This is a genomic window from Cellulosimicrobium funkei (assembly GCF_900155925.1).
In the GTDB taxonomy this organism is placed as follows: domain Bacteria; phylum Actinomycetota; class Actinomycetes; order Actinomycetales; family Cellulomonadaceae; genus Cellulosimicrobium; species Cellulosimicrobium funkei.
Genome location: NZ_FTMI01000003.1, coordinates 246,637 through 261,108 on the forward strand (window position 1 = coordinate 246,637; position 14,472 = coordinate 261,108).

General features: G+C 72.7%; 12 protein-coding genes. 8 read left to right on the forward strand and 4 right to left on the reverse strand.

Translation table 11 applies throughout. The features are described 5' to 3' along the window. The first annotated feature begins 179 nt into the window (after positions 1–179). On the forward strand, positions 180–1,205 hold the full coding sequence (locus BXA05_RS09235) for a 6-phosphofructokinase (protein ID WP_034651013.1): 1,026 nt from the start codon (positions 180–182) through the stop codon (positions 1,203–1,205). 217 nt (positions 1,206–1,422) lie between these two features. Then, a complete protein-coding gene (rpsA, locus tag BXA05_RS09240; protein ID WP_021483115.1) occupies positions 1,423–2,904 on the forward strand; it encodes a 30S ribosomal protein S1 in 1,482 nt (493 codons plus the stop codon). A gap of 200 nt (positions 2,905–3,104) precedes the next feature. Here the strand turns inward: rpsA and BXA05_RS09245 are convergent, their stop codons facing one another. After that, the gene (locus BXA05_RS09245; protein WP_076404787.1) at positions 3,105–5,054 is read right to left on the reverse strand and encodes an ABC transporter ATP-binding protein; all 1,950 of its coding nucleotides are present in this window, start codon (positions 5,052–5,054) and stop codon (positions 3,105–3,107) included. Positions 5,055–5,208: 154 nt separating this feature from the next. Here BXA05_RS09245 and BXA05_RS09250 point away from each other — a divergent pair, with 154 nt between their 5' ends. From BXA05_RS09250 to BXA05_RS09260, 3 genes are all read left to right on the forward strand, one after another. Further along, a complete protein-coding gene (locus BXA05_RS09250; RefSeq protein WP_083711769.1) occupies positions 5,209–5,742 on the forward strand; it encodes a MarR family winged helix-turn-helix transcriptional regulator in 534 nt (177 codons plus the stop codon). Between the two features lie 69 nt (positions 5,743–5,811). Then, positions 5,812–6,453, forward strand: a complete 642-nt coding sequence (gene coaE / locus BXA05_RS09255) for a dephospho-CoA kinase (RefSeq protein ID WP_076404788.1) — start codon at positions 5,812–5,814, stop codon at positions 6,451–6,453. Further along, positions 6,450–7,067: a pyroglutamyl-peptidase I gene (locus BXA05_RS09260; protein WP_076404789.1), complete on the forward strand. Its 618-nt coding sequence runs from the start codon at positions 6,450–6,452 to the stop codon at positions 7,065–7,067. Before coaE ends, BXA05_RS09260 begins: the two co-directional genes overlap by 4 nt. A 55-nt stretch (positions 7,068–7,122) precedes the next feature. Here the strand turns inward: BXA05_RS09260 and BXA05_RS09265 are convergent, their stop codons facing one another. Further along, positions 7,123–8,481 (reverse strand): collagen-binding domain-containing protein, encoded by a 1,359-nt coding sequence (locus BXA05_RS09265; protein ID WP_076404790.1) that lies wholly within the window; start codon positions 8,479–8,481, stop codon positions 7,123–7,125. Between the two features lie 241 nt (positions 8,482–8,722). On the opposite strand from BXA05_RS09265, the gene uvrB reads away from it, so the two are divergent. The 3 genes from uvrB to BXA05_RS09280 all read left to right on the forward strand — a co-directional run bounded on the left by uvrB (position 8,723) and on the right by BXA05_RS09280 (position 13,248). Further along, complete coding sequence (uvrB, locus tag BXA05_RS09270) at positions 8,723–10,831, forward strand: excinuclease ABC subunit UvrB (protein WP_031315536.1); 2,109 nt, start codon at positions 8,723–8,725, stop codon at positions 10,829–10,831. Between the two features lie 278 nt (positions 10,832–11,109). Next, positions 11,110–12,108, forward strand: a complete 999-nt coding sequence (locus BXA05_RS09275) for a TerC family protein (protein WP_076404791.1) — start codon at positions 11,110–11,112, stop codon at positions 12,106–12,108. A gap of 6 nt (positions 12,109–12,114) precedes the next feature. Next, complete coding sequence (locus BXA05_RS09280; protein WP_082774456.1) at positions 12,115–13,248, forward strand: TerC family protein; 1,134 nt, start codon at positions 12,115–12,117, stop codon at positions 13,246–13,248. 42 nt (positions 13,249–13,290) lie between these two features. Here the strand turns inward: BXA05_RS09280 and BXA05_RS09285 are convergent, their stop codons facing one another. Beyond that, positions 13,291–13,590, reverse strand: a complete 300-nt coding sequence (locus BXA05_RS09285; protein ID WP_061267760.1) for a YciI family protein — start codon at positions 13,588–13,590, stop codon at positions 13,291–13,293. Between the two features lie 107 nt (positions 13,591–13,697). After that, a complete protein-coding gene (locus BXA05_RS09290) occupies positions 13,698–14,405 on the reverse strand; it encodes an MBL fold metallo-hydrolase (protein WP_076405018.1) in 708 nt (235 codons plus the stop codon). Between the last annotated feature and the right edge of the window lie 67 nt (positions 14,406–14,472).

A 14,472-nucleotide genomic window follows, 5' to 3' on the forward strand; every position in this document is an offset into this window, starting at 1 on the left:
CACGGCCCGTCCGGTCGGGACCTTGGTCGTCGGCGTGCCCGCGGACCGGGACGGGCGATGACCCGTCGCGCGGGGGTGGCTAGGGTTGAGGGCGACGCGGTGCCGCGGAGGTCGGCACCTCCGTCGACGCCCGGCATGCGCGCGAGGCCGCGCGACGCGACGACGAGACGGAGGAACAGGTGCGCATCGGACTTCTCACCGGCGGGGGCGACTGCCCCGGGCTGAACGCGGCGATCCGGGCCGTGGTCAAGCAGGGGACGGGGGAGTACGGGCACACCATCATCGGCTTCCGCAACGGCTGGCGCGGCGTCGTCGACGGCGACGTCCACCCGCTCGGCCGCCAGGACATCCGGAACGTCCTGCCCGTGGGCGGCACGCTGCTCGGCACGGCGCGGTTCCACCCGCGCGAGGAGGACGGCAGCATGGACGCCGTGCTCGCGACGGTCGAGGCCGAGCACCTCGACGCGCTGATCTGCATCGGCGGCGACGGCACGCTGCACGCGGCAAGCCGTGTCGCGGAGGCGGGCGTGAAGATCGTCGCCATCCCCAAGACGATCGACAACGACGTCGAGGGGACGGACCTGTCGATCGGGTTCCACACCGCCGTGAACATCGCGACGGAGGCGCTCGACCGCGTGCACACGACGGCGGAGAGCCACAACCGCGTCATGGTGGTCGAGGTCATGGGCCGCCACGCCGGCTGGATCGCGGTCAACGCGGGCATCGCCGGCGGCGCCGAGGTCGTGCTCGCGCCGGAGCAGCCGTTCGACATCGACCAGGTCGTGAAGTTCCTCCGCCACCGCCACCGCGCGCACGCGAACTTCTCGATCGTCGTGGTGGCCGAGGGCGCCGTGCCGCGCGAGGGGTCGTCGATGGAGTTCACGCAGCAGCTCGGCCGGTTCGGGGAGATCGTCGCCGGCTCCATCGGGGAGCGCGTGAGCGCCGAGATCGCGGAGCGCACCGGGTTCGACACCCGGCTCACGGTGCTCGGCCACGTGCAGCGCGGGGGCGAGCCCACGCCGACCGACCGGATCCTCGGCAGCCGCTTCGGCGTCGCGGCCGTGGACGCCGTGAGCGCGGGGACGTCGGGCGTCATGACGGCGCTGCGGGGCGAGCGGGTCGAGCTCGTGCCGCTCGCGGAGGTCGCGGGCCGGCCGAAGCGGGTCCCGGAGGAGCTGCTGCGGGTCGCCCGCGTGCTCGCGTGACGCGGAACCGGTAGTCGGGACGCCCCGGCGGGCCGCGCGAGACGCGTTGACCGCCGGGGTGACACCCAGATAGGGTGGACGGCGGTGCGCTGCGCCTGCCTGCATCCCGAGCCACGACGTCGACCACGACGTCGGAGCGTCCGGGGGCGTCGGCGGGAGACGCGCCGAAAACCCTACCCGCTCGACTACACCTGTCCGCATCGGAGCATCGAACTCAATGACCATCTCTACCCCCGCGAAGTCCGCACCCCAGGTTGCCGTCAACGACATCGGCACCGAGGAGGACTTCCTCGCCGCCGTTGACGCGACCATCAAGTACTTCAACGACGGCGACATCGTCGAAGGCACGATCGTCAAGGTGGACCGCGACGAGGTCCTCCTCGACATCGGCTACAAGACCGAGGGCGTCATCCCCTCCCGCGAGCTGTCCATCAAGCACGACGTGGACCCCGGTGAGGTCGTCAACGTCGGCGACGCGGTCGAGGCCCTCGTCCTCCAGAAGGAGGACAAGGAAGGCCGTCTGATCCTGTCCAAGAAGCGCGCCCAGTACGAGCGCGCCTGGGGCACGATCGAGAAGATCAAGGAGGAGGACGGCGTCGTCACCGGCACCGTCATCGAGGTCGTCAAGGGTGGTCTCATCCTCGACATCGGCCTCCGTGGCTTCCTCCCGGCCTCCCTGGTGGAGATGCGTCGCGTCCGCGACCTCCAGCCGTACGTCGGCAAGGAGATCGAGGCGAAGATCATCGAGCTCGACAAGAACCGCAACAACGTCGTCCTCTCGCGCCGTGCCTGGCTCGAGCAGACGCAGTCCGAGGTCCGCTCCACCTTCCTGCAGACCCTGCAGAAGGGCCAGGTGCGCCCCGGTGTCGTCTCCTCGATCGTCAACTTCGGTGCGTTCGTGGACCTCGGCGGCGTCGACGGCCTCGTGCACGTCTCCGAGCTGTCCTGGAAGCACATCGACCACCCGTCCGAGGTCGTCGAGGTCGGCCAGGAGGTCACGGTCGAGGTCCTGGACGTCGACTTCGACCGCGAGCGCGTCTCGCTGTCGCTGAAGGCGACGCAGGAGGACCCGTGGCAGACGTTCGCCCGGACCCACGCGATCGGTCAGGTCGTCCCGGGCAAGGTCACCAAGCTCGTCCCGTTCGGTGCGTTCGTGCGCGTCGAGGACGGCATCGAGGGCCTCGTGCACATCTCGGAGCTGGCCGTGCGCCACGTCGAGCTGCCGGAGCAGGTCGTCAACGTCGGTGACGAGGTCTTCGTCAAGGTCATCGACATCGACCTCGAGCGCCGCCGCATCTCGCTGTCGCTCAAGCAGGCCAACGAGGGCGTGGACCCGGAGTCGGACGACTTCGACCCCGCGCTCTACGGCATGGCCGCCGAGTACGACGAGCAGGGGAACTACAAGTACCCCGAGGGCTTCGACCCGGAGACCAACGAGTGGCTCGAGGGCTTCGAGGCGCAGCGCGAGGCGTGGGAGGCGGAGTACGCCAAGGCGCACGAGCGCTGGGAGGCGCACCGCAAGCAGGTCGCCGAGGCGGTCAAGGCCGACTACGACGCCGCGTCGGGCGAGACCACGAGCTCCTCGAGCTCGTCGTCCTCCAGCACGTCCTACTCGTCGGCCCCGGCCGCCGAGGCGACGGGCACGCTCGCGTCGGACGAGGCGCTCGCCGCGCTCCGCGAGAAGCTCACGGGCAACTGACCCGGCCGGCGGCCCCGCGCGGGACGCCACGCTGAGCAGACGAAGGCCCGCCACCCCTCGGGGTGGCGGGCCTTCGCCATGCCCGGAACGTGCCCGGGCACTCACGGCGCCGACCAGGTGGTCCTGGTCCGTCAGCGGCACCGGACGAGCCGGGACCGCCTGGTCGACGGCCCGGGACGGCCTGCTCGGCGGTCGGGCCGTCAGGCGGTCGCCGGCTCGGGGGCCGGGGCAGTGGCCGGGTCGGTGCCCGACGACGCGGGCGAGTCGGCGAACTGCGTCCGGTAGAGCGTGGCGTAGCGCCCGCCCCGTGCCAGGAGCTCGGTGTGCGTCCCCGTCTCGACGACGTGGCCGGCGTCGAGCACGACGATGAGGTCGGCCTCGCGCACGGTGGAGAGGCGGTGAGCGATGACGAGCGAGGTCCGCCCACGCAGCGCCTCGGCGAGCGCGGCCTGGACCGCCGCCTCGGAGTCCGAGTCGAGGTGCGCCGTCGCCTCGTCGAGGACGACAAGCCGAGGGGCCTTGAGGAACACCCGGGCGATCGCGAGGCGCTGCCGCTCGCCGCCGGACATCCGGTAACCGCGGTCGCCCACGACGGTGTCCATGCCGGACGGCAGGGCGGCGACGACGTCCCACACGTGCGCGCGCCGCAGCGCGGACTCGAGCTCGGCGTCGGTCGCGTCGGGCTTGGCGTACCGCAGGTTCTCCGCGATCGAGTCGTGGAACAGGTGCGCCTCCTGCGTGACCACGCCGACAGCGTCGTGCAGGCTCTCCTGCGTGACGTCGCGCAGGTCGCGACCGGCGATCCGGACGTGCCCGGCGCTCGGGTCGTACATGCGCGTCACGAGCTGCGACACGGTGGTCTTGCCCGCGCCGGACGACCCGACGAGCGCGACCATCGCGCCCGCGGGCACGGAGAACGAGACGTCGTGGAGCGTGTCGGTGGTCGGGTCGGTGCCCTCGACGGCCACGGACTCGAGCGAGGCGAGGGAGACCTCGGCCGCGCTCGGGTAGCGGAAGGTCACGCCGTCGAGCTCGAGGCTCGCGCCCTCGCGCGCGACGTCCGCGGCGAGGTCGTCGGCGTCGGGGGCGTCCGTGACGGTGGGCTCGAGGTCGAGCACCTCGAGCACGCGCTCGAAGCTGACGAGGGCCGTCATGACGTCGACCTGGACGTTCGACATCGCCGTCAGCGGGCCGTAGAGACGGCCCAGGTAGGCGGTGAGCGCGACGACCGTGCCGACGGTCAGCGAGCCCGAGATGGCCATGACGCCACCGAGTCCGTAGACGATCGCGACGGCGACGGACGCGACGACCGTGAGCCCGACGCGGAACACGGTCCCGTACATGGCCTGGCGGACCCCGATGTCACGGACGCGGCGCGCCTGGGCGGCGAACCGCGACGACTCGCGGTCCGGGTCGCCGAACACCTTGACGAGGTGGGCGCCCGCCACGTTGAAGCGCTCGTTCATCGTCTGCGCCGCCTCGGCGTTGAGCTCGTAGCTCTCCCGCGTGATCGCGGCGAGGCGCTTGCCGACCCAGCGGGCGGGCAGGACGAACGCGGGCAGGAGGGTGAGCGCGAGGAGCGTCAGCTGCCACGACATCGAGAGCATCGCGGCGAGCACGAACACGACGGTGAGCAGGTTGGAGAACACGTTCGACAGGGTCGACGTGAACGCCTGCTGGGCGCCGAGGACGTCGCCGTTGAGCCGCTGGACGAGCGCACCGGTGCGCGTCCGGCTGAAGAAGGCGAGCGGCATGCGTTGGACGTGGTCGAAGACGGCGGTGCGCAGGTCGACGATGAGCCCCTCGCCGATGCGGGAGGAGAACCAGCGCTGCGCGACGCCGAGCGCGCCGGAGAGCACGGCGAGGCCGGCGGCGACCGCCGAGAGCGCGACGACGAGGCCGACGTCGCCGGCGGTGATGCCGTCGTCGATGATGCGCTGGAAGAGGAGCGGGGTGACGGCACCGGCGGCGGCGTCGACGGAGATGAGCACGAGGAACGCGGCGAGCTGGCGCCGGTAGGGCCGGGCGAACGTGAGCACCCGGCGGATCGTGCCGCGGTGCAGCCGTCGGGAGGTGACGGAGGCGTCCTGGCGGAACGAGCGCATGCCGCGCCCGCCGCCGGCGCCGGGGAGGGATGAGGGGAAGGACATGGGGCCTCCTGGGTGGGGGAGGGGCGCGTCGTCCGCGGCGGCGGTGGCCGTCCGGCGGGCGCGGTCCGAGGATCGCTCGCGCGACAACGATAGTGAGTCTAACTCACAATGAGCCGATACCACAAGTGGGCCCGGTCCCGGTACGCTCGGCCTCGTGACGACCGACGCGAGCCAGCCTGCCACGCCGGGCGCAGCCCCGGGCGGCCGAGCCACCTCCACCGACGAGGCGGGGGAGTTCCTCGCGCTCCTGCACGCCGCGCTGCGCAGCGTGCGCCGCGAGGCGAGCGAGCGGCTCGAGCCCGCGGGCACGACGCCCGGCCAGTTCCGGATGCTGCGCTTCCTCTCCCGCTGCGACGGCCCGTGCCGGCTCGGCGCGGTGGCGTCGGCGCTCGACGTCGCGCCGCGCTCGGTCACATCGAAGGTCGACGACGCCGAGCAGGCCGGTCTCGTGCGCCGCACCCCCGACCCGCAGGACCGTCGCGCCACGCTCGTCGAGCTGACGCCGCGCGGGCGCGAGGTCGTCGAGCAGGTCGGGGCGGAGAGGTCGTCGAGCGCGGGCACCCTGCTGGCCCGCCTGGACGCGCGCGAGCGCGCCGAGCTGCTCCGGCTGCTGCGCGCGGTCGCGGGCGAGCGGCCCGACGACGGCGAAGCGGCCGAGGGCTCCCCGGGGGCGATCTCCTCCCGCTGAGCGCCGGCTGGTCGAGGGGCGCCCTGCGCCCCGACGCGGGGCGGTGCGCCGGCTGGCAGGATGGGACGCATGTTTCGCATCGGCCTGACCGGAGGAATAGCGGCGGGGAAGTCCGTCGCGCTCGCCCGCTTCGCCGAGCTGGGCGCGGTGGTCGTCGACTACGACGCCCTCGCGCGCGACGCCGTCGCGCCCGGCACCGTCGGCCTCGACGAGGTGGTCGAGGCCTTCGGGCCCGAGGTTCTCGGTGAGGACGGCGCGCTCGACCGGCCCGCGCTCGGACGCGTGGTGTTCGGGGACGACGCCGCGCGCGAGCGGCTCAACGCGATCGTGCACCCCGAGGTGCGCCGGCTCGCCGCCGAGCGCGAGGCCGCGGCCGGTGCGGCCGACCCGCGGGCCGTCGTCGTGCACGACATCCCGCTCCTCGTCGAGACGGGCGACCCGGCGCGGTTCCACTGCGTCGTGGTCGTGCACACGCCCGAGGACGTCCGGGTGGACCGCCTCGTGACCTCGCGCGGGCTGAGCGAGGACGAGGCGCGCGCGCGGCTCGCCGCCCAGGCCGACGACGCGGCGCGCCTCGCGGCCGCGGACGTCACTCTCGACGGCTCGGGCGAGCCCGACGCGCTGCGTGCGCAGGTCGACGCGCTCTGGGCGCGCGTGCGCGCGGAGGTCGACGCGGAGGTGCTCGCGGAGCTCGAGGAGCGCGAGGCGTGACGGTCGTGGTGAGCGGCTTCGAGCCCTTCGGCGGCGACGCGACGAACCCGTCGTGGGAGACCGCCCAGCTCCTCGCCGAGCGCGGTGAGGAGCTCGTGGGGGACCGCGTGGTCGCCGTCCGGCTCCCCGTGACGTTCGCCGGGGCGTGGCCCGCGCTCGACGCCGTCGTCCGGGAGCACGACCCGGAAGTCGTCGTGGCGCTGGGGCTCGCGGGCGGCGCCGGGCGCGTGCGCCTCGAGCGCGTGGCCGTCAACGTGCGCGACGCCCGGATCCCCGACAACGCCGGGGCGCAGCCGGTCGACGTGCCCGTCGTGCCGGGGGCGCCCGTCGGGCACTGGTCCACGCTCCCGCTCAAGGCGTCGCTCGTCGCCGTCCGGGAGGCCGGCGTCCCCGTGGAGGTCTCCGGGACGGCCGGCACCTACGTGTGCAACGACGTGTTCTACGCCCTCATGCACCACTGGGGCTCCGTGCCGGGCCGCCGTGCGGGCTTCGTGCACGTGCCCGACGCCGGCGCGGTGCCCGTCGAGGACCAGGTGACCGCCGTCGCGGCCGTCGTGCGGCAGGCGCTCCTCGGCGCCCCCGAGCCGCGGGTCGCCGCGGGCACCGAGAGCTGAGCGGGCGCCCGGGGGCAGGCAGGTCGCCCTGCCGGCCCCCGGGCGTCGCGGACCGTCAGCCCGCCGCGCGGCGCAGGGTGACGACCACGAGCAGGGCCGCGCCCCCGGCGAGCAGGAGCGCCGCCAGCACGGCGAGCACGACGACCGAGGAACCGGTCGAGGCCAGCCCGCCCCCCGGCGTCGGCTCGCTGCTGGGGGACGCCGACGGCGTCGGGTCCGTGCTCGCCACGGGCGTCGCCTCCGGAGCGGGCGTGCTTTCCGCGGCGGGCTCGCCCGACACCTCGGCGCCGGGCGTCTGGGTGGTCGTCGAAGGCGTCGTCGTCTCGGTGCCACCTGGGGTCGGAGTCTCGGGAGTCTGCTTCGGCTTCGGCTCCGGCTCCGCGGCGACCGGGACCGGCTCGCACGGGCCCGCGAACGGGTAGTTGTGGTGCTCGATGCCGGCCCCTCCGGTGTACGCGACCGCGCCGTTCGCGAGGACGCGCCCGTTCGTCGACGTGGACACCGTGAGCGTCGCGTCGGCGCGCGGGACGACGATCGTGCCGGGGAACTGGTCGTTCGTGCCGAGCGCGACCTGCGTCGCGTCCGGGAACGCCCAGAGGAAGTGGGACGACAGGTACTGCGTCGCCTGGTAGAGGCGCACGCCGTCGTACGCGACGTACGCGAGGGACGGGATGCGCACCGTGGACCCGCTGACGCTGAGCAGCACCGGCCCGGTGCCCGTGACGTGCAGCTCGCGGAGCGATGCGGCACCCTCCGCCGTGAGCGCGTACCGCGCGCCCGCCTCGACGGTCAGGATGCCGTTCTCGGGGGCGACCTGCTCGGCGCCGTCGGTGGCGTCGGCGGCGATGCCGGCGACGAGCGCGGGGAGCTCGTCGTAGGGCGCGAGCGCCGCGTCCCGGCCGACGCCCTGGCGCACGGACCCGTGCGTGCCGAGCGCGTTCGCGCTCTCGGTGCTCGGCGCCGAGCCGGTGATCGCGCCGCCCACCACGACGTTGCCGCCGCGCGACGCGTGGAACCCGACCTGCGTGTTCCGCGCGGTGGCGAGGTCACCGCCGACGACGAGCATGTCGGTCCCGCCCGCGGGGGTGATCGCGGACCCGCCGCCGCCCGCGGTCCCGACGTTGAGGGAGCCGGCCCCCGTGAGGTCGGCGTCCTTGCCGACCACGACGCGGCCCTCGAGCTCGGTCGCGGTCGCGACGGTGAGCCCGCCGCCCGCCCAGATGCCGACGCCCGCGTCCTCCACCGCGGTGAGCTCGTACACGCCGACGGGGCGGGTCGTGGCGTCCGCGGAGCAGACGTCGTCGGCGTCGACGACGGGCGTCGCGCTCGCGGGCGCGACGAAGCCGGCGGACAGGACCAGGGTGGTGAGGGCGATCAGGGGGATTCCGCGGGGGCGCGCGGGGTGCAGGTGCATGAGGGCTCCAGGTCGAGGGGTCGTTGACGGTGCTGACGAGAGCTGCGTGCAGGCCTCCACGCCCGTGGCCGGCCGGTCACCGGAGCTCCACGGGCGTCGGGGAGCGGGCAGGTCGAGGGAACCCTAGGGGTTCGGCACCACGCCTTCCAAATTGCGCGCGGGTGAACTCGGGTGTATACGGTGCGCAGCCCGTCGAGGCGCTCCCGCGAACGATGTGGGTGGCTGGACGTACCGTGGTCACATGCGTCCCGTGACCGATCTCCAGCGCGCCACCGCTCCGTTCGAGGTCATCTCCGAGTACCAGCCGTCGGGCGACCAGCCCACGGCCATCGCGGACCTCTCGCAGCGCGTCCGCGCGGGCGAGAAGGACGTCGTGCTGCTCGGCGCCACCGGTACGGGAAAGTCCGCCACGACGGCCTGGCTGATCGAGGAGCTGCAGCGCCCGACGCTCGTCATGGCTCCCAACAAGACGCTCGCCGCGCAGCTCGCCACGGAGTTCCGCGAGCTGCTGCCGAACAACGCGGTCGAGTACTTCGTCTCGTACTACGACTACTACCAGCCCGAGGCGTACATCGCGCAGACGGACACCTACATCGAGAAGGACTCGTCCATCAACGACGAGGTGGAGCGGCTGCGCCACTCCGCGACGAGCTCGCTCCTGACGCGCCGGGACGTCGTCGTCGTGGCGTCCGTGTCGTGCATCTACGGCCTGGGCACTCCGCAGGAGTACGTCGACCGGATGGTGCGCCTCGACGTCGGGATGCAGGTGGAGCGTGACGACCTGCTGCGGCAGTTCGTCACGATGCAGTACACGCGCAACGACATGGCGTTCACGCGCGGCACGTTCCGCGTGCGCGGCGACACGGTCGAGATCATCCCGGTCTACGAGGAGCTCGCGGTCCGTATCGAGTTCTTCGGCGACGAGATCGAGAGCATCCAGACGCTGCACCCCCTCACGGGGGAGGTCATCCGCTCCGAGCCGAGCATCCACGTGTTCCCCGCGACGCACTACGTCGCCGGCCCGGAGCGCATGGAGCGCGCGATCTCCTCGATCGAGGCCGAGCTCACCGAGCGGCTCGACGAGCTCGAGCGGCAGAACAAGCTGCTCGAGGCGCAGCGGCTGCGCATGCGCACCACCTACGACATCGAGATGATGCGCCAGATCGGCACGTGCTCCGGGATCGAGAACTACTCCCGGCACATCGACGGCCGCGAGGCGGGGTCGCCCCCGAACACCCTGCTCGACTACTTCCCGGAGGACTTCCTCCTCGTCATCGACGAGTCGCACGTGACCGTGCCGCAGATCGGCGCGATGTTCGAGGGGGACATGTCGCGCAAGCGCAGCCTGGTGGACCACGGGTTCCGCCTGCCGAGCGCGATGGACAACCGCCCGCTGCGGTGGGAGGAGTTCGTCGAGCGCATCGGCCAGACCGTGTACCTGTCGGCCACGCCGGGCGACTACGAGCTCTCGATGGCGGACGGCGTGGTCGAGCAGATCATCCGCCCGACGGGCCTCGTCGACCCCGAGGTGATCGTCAAGCCGACCACCGGCCAGATCGACGACCTCCTGCACGAGATCCGCGAGCGGGTCGACCGTGACGAGCGCGTGCTGGTCACGACGCTCACCAAGAAGATGGCCGAGGACCTCACGGACTACCTGCTCGAGAAGGACGTCCGGGTCCGCTACCTCCACTCCGAGGTCGACACGCTGCGCCGCGTCGAGCTGCTGCGCGAGCTGCGGCTCGGCGAGTACGACGTCCTCGTCGGCATCAACCTGCTGCGCGAGGGCCTCGACCTGCCCGAGGTCTCGCTCGTCGCGATCCTCGACGCCGACAAGGAGGGCTTCCTGCGCTCGCCCAAGTCGCTCATCCAGACGATCGGCCGCGCGGCCCGCAACGTGTCCGGCCAGGTGCACATGTACGCGGACCGGATCACGCCGGCGATGGCCGCGGCGATCGAGGAGACCGAGCGTCGCCGCGAGAAGCAGATCGCGTACAACACCGAGCACGGCGTCGACCCGACGCCGCTGCGCAAGCGCATCTCCGACGTGACCGACATGCTCGCGCGCGAGGACGTGGACACCGCCGAGCTCCTGGCCGGCGGCTACCGCCAGCCGGGCAAGGGTGCCAAGGGCAAGGCCCCGGTACCGGGCGGGCCGAAGGAGGGCGCGTCGTCGGGCAACCGGCTCGCGGGCGCCGCGGCGAGCGACCTCGCGGAGCTCATCCAGGAGCTGAGCGACCAGATGCACGCGGCCGCGGGCGAGCTCCAGTTCGAGCTCGCGGCCCGGCTGCGCGACGAGATCTCGGGGCTCAAGAAGGAGCTGCGCCAGATGCACGCCGCGACGGCCTGACCGGTCCTGGGGGGACCGGCCGGGGGTCGCCGCGGGCGCGCCCGCGGAACAGTCCACGGTGGCGTGGTGTTGTCACACGAGCAGGAGCGATGGCCTATGCTGGCTCCTCGTTGAAGGGGAGTATTCCTCCGCGGTGATGTCGTCATCACGGTCGGCGCAGTCGTCGGCCCGGTGTCACCGGTCCCGCAACCACCAGCCCGCGTCTCGGACGCGCGCGCATGGCGGTGCGTGGCGGAAGAGACCTTCGGTACTCAGTGCTACGTACCGGAGGTTTCTGCATGGACGTCCCTGTCTGGGCCTGGCTCGTCACCATCGGCGTGATCCTCGCGATGCTCGCCGTCGACTACGTCGGCCACGTGCGCACGCCGCACGCCCCGAGCCTGCGCGAGGCCAGCTGGTGGTCCGCGGGCTACGTCGCCGTCGCGGTGCTGTTCGGCGGCATCGTCTGGGCCGTCTGGGGCTCGACGTACGGCGGCGAGTACTTCGCCGGCTACATCACCGAGAAGAGCCTGTCGGTCGACAACCTCTTCGTCTTCGTGCTCATCATGACGAGCTTCCGCGTCCCGCGGCTGTACCAGCAGAAGGTGCTGCTGATCGGCATCACGATCGCGCTCGTCCTGCGGACGGTCTTCATCCTGCTGGGCGCCGCGCTCATCGAGAACTTCAGCTGGATCTTCTACGTCTTCGGCGCGTTCCTGCTGTACACCGCGTGGACGCAGGTGAAGGCGGGCTCCGGTCACGACGAGGAGTTCCACGAGAACGGCGCGCTCAGGCTGACCCGCCGCCTGTTCCCGACGACGGAGACGTACGTCGAGGACAAGATGACGACCAAGATCGACGGGAAGCGCTTCATCACCCCGATGCTCATCGTCATGATCGCGATCGGCAGCGCCGACCTGCTGTTCGCCGTCGACTCGATCCCCGCGATCTTCGGCCTCACGCAGGAGACGTACCTCGTGTTCGCGGCCAACGCGTTCTCGCTGCTCGGCCTGCGCCAGCTCTACTTCCTCATCGACGGCCTGCTGGACCGCCTCGTCTACCTCGCCTACGGCCTCGCCGCGATCCTCGGCTTCATCGGCGTGAAGCTGCTCATCCACGCGCTGCACAAGAACGAGGTGCCGTTCATCAACGGCGGTGAGCACATCACCGTCATCCCGGAGATCCCGACCGCCCTGTCCCTCGGGTTCATCGTCGTCGTGCTCACGATCACCACGGTCGCGAGCCTTGCCAAGGACCGCGCCGACCGTCGACGCGAGGCCGAGATCTCGGAGGGCTAGCCACCGATGGTTCACGAACTTCCCGTCTGGTTCGAGTGGGCGTCGCTGTCGGCGCTCGCCGTCCTGCTCCTCGTCGACCTGTTCGTCGTCGGGCGCCGGCCGCACGTCCCGTCCATGCGCGAGAGCGCGCTGTGGGTCGGGTTCTACGTCGCGCTCGCGCTCGTCTTCGGGGCGGTCGTCGGAGCGGTGGGGGGCGCGGCACCGGCCGGGGAGTTCTACGCCGGGTGGCTCACCGAGTACAGCCTCTCGGTGGACAACCTGTTCGTGTTCGTCATCATCATGGCGCGCTTCGCGGTCCCGCGGGAGCAGCAGCAGCGCGTCCTCATGGTCGGGATCATCGTCGCGCTCGTCCTGCGGGGAGGGTTCATCCTGGCGGGCGCCGCGATCATCTCGCAGTTCGTCTGGGTGTTCTACCTGTTCGGCGCGTTCCTCGTGTACACGGCGATCAAGCTCGTGGCGGGCGGCGACGAGCCCGAGGAGTACCACGAGAACCGCGCCGTCCGGGCGCTGCGCCGGGTCCTGCCGCTCGGCACCCGGTACGACGGCGGCCGGCTGCGCACGGTCGAGGACGGCAAGCGGGTGTTCACGCCGCTCGTCGTCGTGTTCCTCGCGATCGGCAGCACCGACCTGCTGTTCGCGTTCGACTCCATCCCGGCCATCTTCGGGCTCACGCAGGACCCGTTCATCGTCTTCACGACGAACGTCTTCGCCCTCATGGGGCTGCGCCAGCTCTACTTCCTGCTGGGCGGTCTGCTCGAGCGGCTGGTCTACCTGCCGATCGGCCTGGCCGTCATCCTCGGGTTCATCGGCGTCAAGCTCATCCTCGAGGCGCTGCACGAGAACACGCTGCCATTCATCAACGGCGGCGAGCACCTCGAGGCGGTGCCGACGGTCCCCATCTGGCTCTCGCTCGTGGTGATCGTCGGGGCGCTCGCGGTCACGACCGTCGCGAGCCTGCTGCGCACCCGTGCGCTGCACGCACGGAGCGAGCCGGCGGACGGCGAGGAGCCCGGGACCGCGGCGTCGTCCACGGAGGACGTCACGGAGGACGCCACGGAGACCGTGACCGACGAGGCGCCCGCCGCGGGGGAGACCCCGCCGCAGAGCGGCGGGGTCCCTCGTGGGGGCGCCGCGCGCTAGCGCCCGGCCGGGACGGCGGTGCCGGCGAGCGCGCGGCCCGGCTCAGACGCGGTCCGCCCAGTCGCCGATCACCGGCGACCACGGGCGGACCGCGCGCTGTGCGACCAGCCCTGCGCGCGCGAAGGGGTCCTCGTCGAGGACCGCGGCGACGGCGTCGGGCGTCTCCCCGTCGAGGACGAGCAGCGCTCCGGCGGGCGCGTCCTCGTGGGCGGGAAGCGGACCGGAGGCGAGCAGCGTGCCCCGGGTGTGGAGGTCGGCGAGGAACGCGCGGTGCTCGGGTCGCAGGGCGTCGAGCTCGGCGCTGCGGTCGGCGTAGACGTAGGTGACGGCGTGGATCGGCATGGAGCCAGTGAACCAGGCCGGCCCGACGGCGCGGGGCCCGGTCCGCGCCTCGGCTGCGCCCCGTGCTGCCTGCCGCCCGCTACCGGTCCCGCGCCATCGGCCACGCGCTACCAGCCCCGCTCACGCCACTCGGCGAGGTGCGGCCGCTCGGCACCGAGCGTCGTGTCGGCGCCGTGACCGGGATAGACCCACGTGGCGTCGTCGAACCGGTCGAAGACCCGCTCGACGACGTCGGACAGCAGGCTCGCGAACCGCGCCGGGTCGCGGTCGGTGTTCCCGACCCCGCCGGGGAAGAGCGAGTCCCCGGTGAACAGGTGCACCCGGCCGGGCACGGCGTCGGCCTCGGCGACGTCGTCCGGCTCGCGGTAGGCGAGCGCGACGGAGCCCGGCGTGTGCCCGCGCAGCGCCACGACCTCGAGGTCGATCGCGCCCACCCGCAGCACGTCCCCGTGCCGTAGGCGGCGCTCGACGGGTACGCCGGACGCCGCGGCGACCGCGTCCGCGTCGGGCTCGCCGGCAGCCGACCACGCGCCCGTCGCACCGACGACCGGCGCGAGCGCCCGGAGATGGTCGGCGTGCCGGTGCGTCGTGACGACGCCGTCGAGCCGTCCCGACGGCGAGCCCGCCCGCACGAGGCCGAGCACGTCGTCGGGCGCGTCGGCGGCGTCGACGAGGAGCTGGGCGCCGGTGCGCCGGCACGTGAGGAGGTAGACGTCGTTCGCGAGCGGCCCGACGGCGAGCTTGCGGATCTCGACCTCGTCGAGGCGTCGCAGGTCGTGCGGGCCGCCCACGGCGACCTGTCCGGTGTACGTCATGCGCCCAGTGTGCCGTCCGCTCGCGGCGGGCGGTGCGCCGCGACCCCGGGCCGCGGTGACCCGGGTC

Bases quoted from the DNA above. Each gene is read 5' to 3' on its own strand.
- rpsA (WP_021483115.1), top strand. From the start codon at position 1,423: ATGACCATCTCTACCCCCGCGAAGTCCGCACCCCAGGTTGCCGTCAAC.
- BXA05_RS09245 (WP_076404787.1), bottom strand. From the start codon at position 5,054: ATGTCCTTCCCCTCATCCCTCCCCGGCGCCGGCGGCGGGCGCGGCATG.
- coaE (WP_076404788.1), top strand. From the start codon at position 5,812: ATGTTTCGCATCGGCCTGACCGGAGGAATAGCGGCGGGGAAGTCCGTC.
- BXA05_RS09265 (WP_076404790.1), bottom strand. From the start codon at position 8,481: ATGCACCTGCACCCCGCGCGCCCCCGCGGAATCCCCCTGATCGCCCTC.
- uvrB (WP_031315536.1), top strand. From the start codon at position 8,723: ATGCGTCCCGTGACCGATCTCCAGCGCGCCACCGCTCCGTTCGAGGTC.
- BXA05_RS09275 (WP_076404791.1), top strand. From the start codon at position 11,110: ATGGACGTCCCTGTCTGGGCCTGGCTCGTCACCATCGGCGTGATCCTC.
- BXA05_RS09280 (WP_082774456.1), top strand. From the start codon at position 12,115: ATGGTTCACGAACTTCCCGTCTGGTTCGAGTGGGCGTCGCTGTCGGCG.
- BXA05_RS09285 (WP_061267760.1), bottom strand. From the start codon at position 13,590: ATGCCGATCCACGCCGTCACCTACGTCTACGCCGACCGCAGCGCCGAG.
- BXA05_RS09290 (WP_076405018.1), bottom strand. From the start codon at position 14,405: ATGACGTACACCGGACAGGTCGCCGTGGGCGGCCCGCACGACCTGCGA.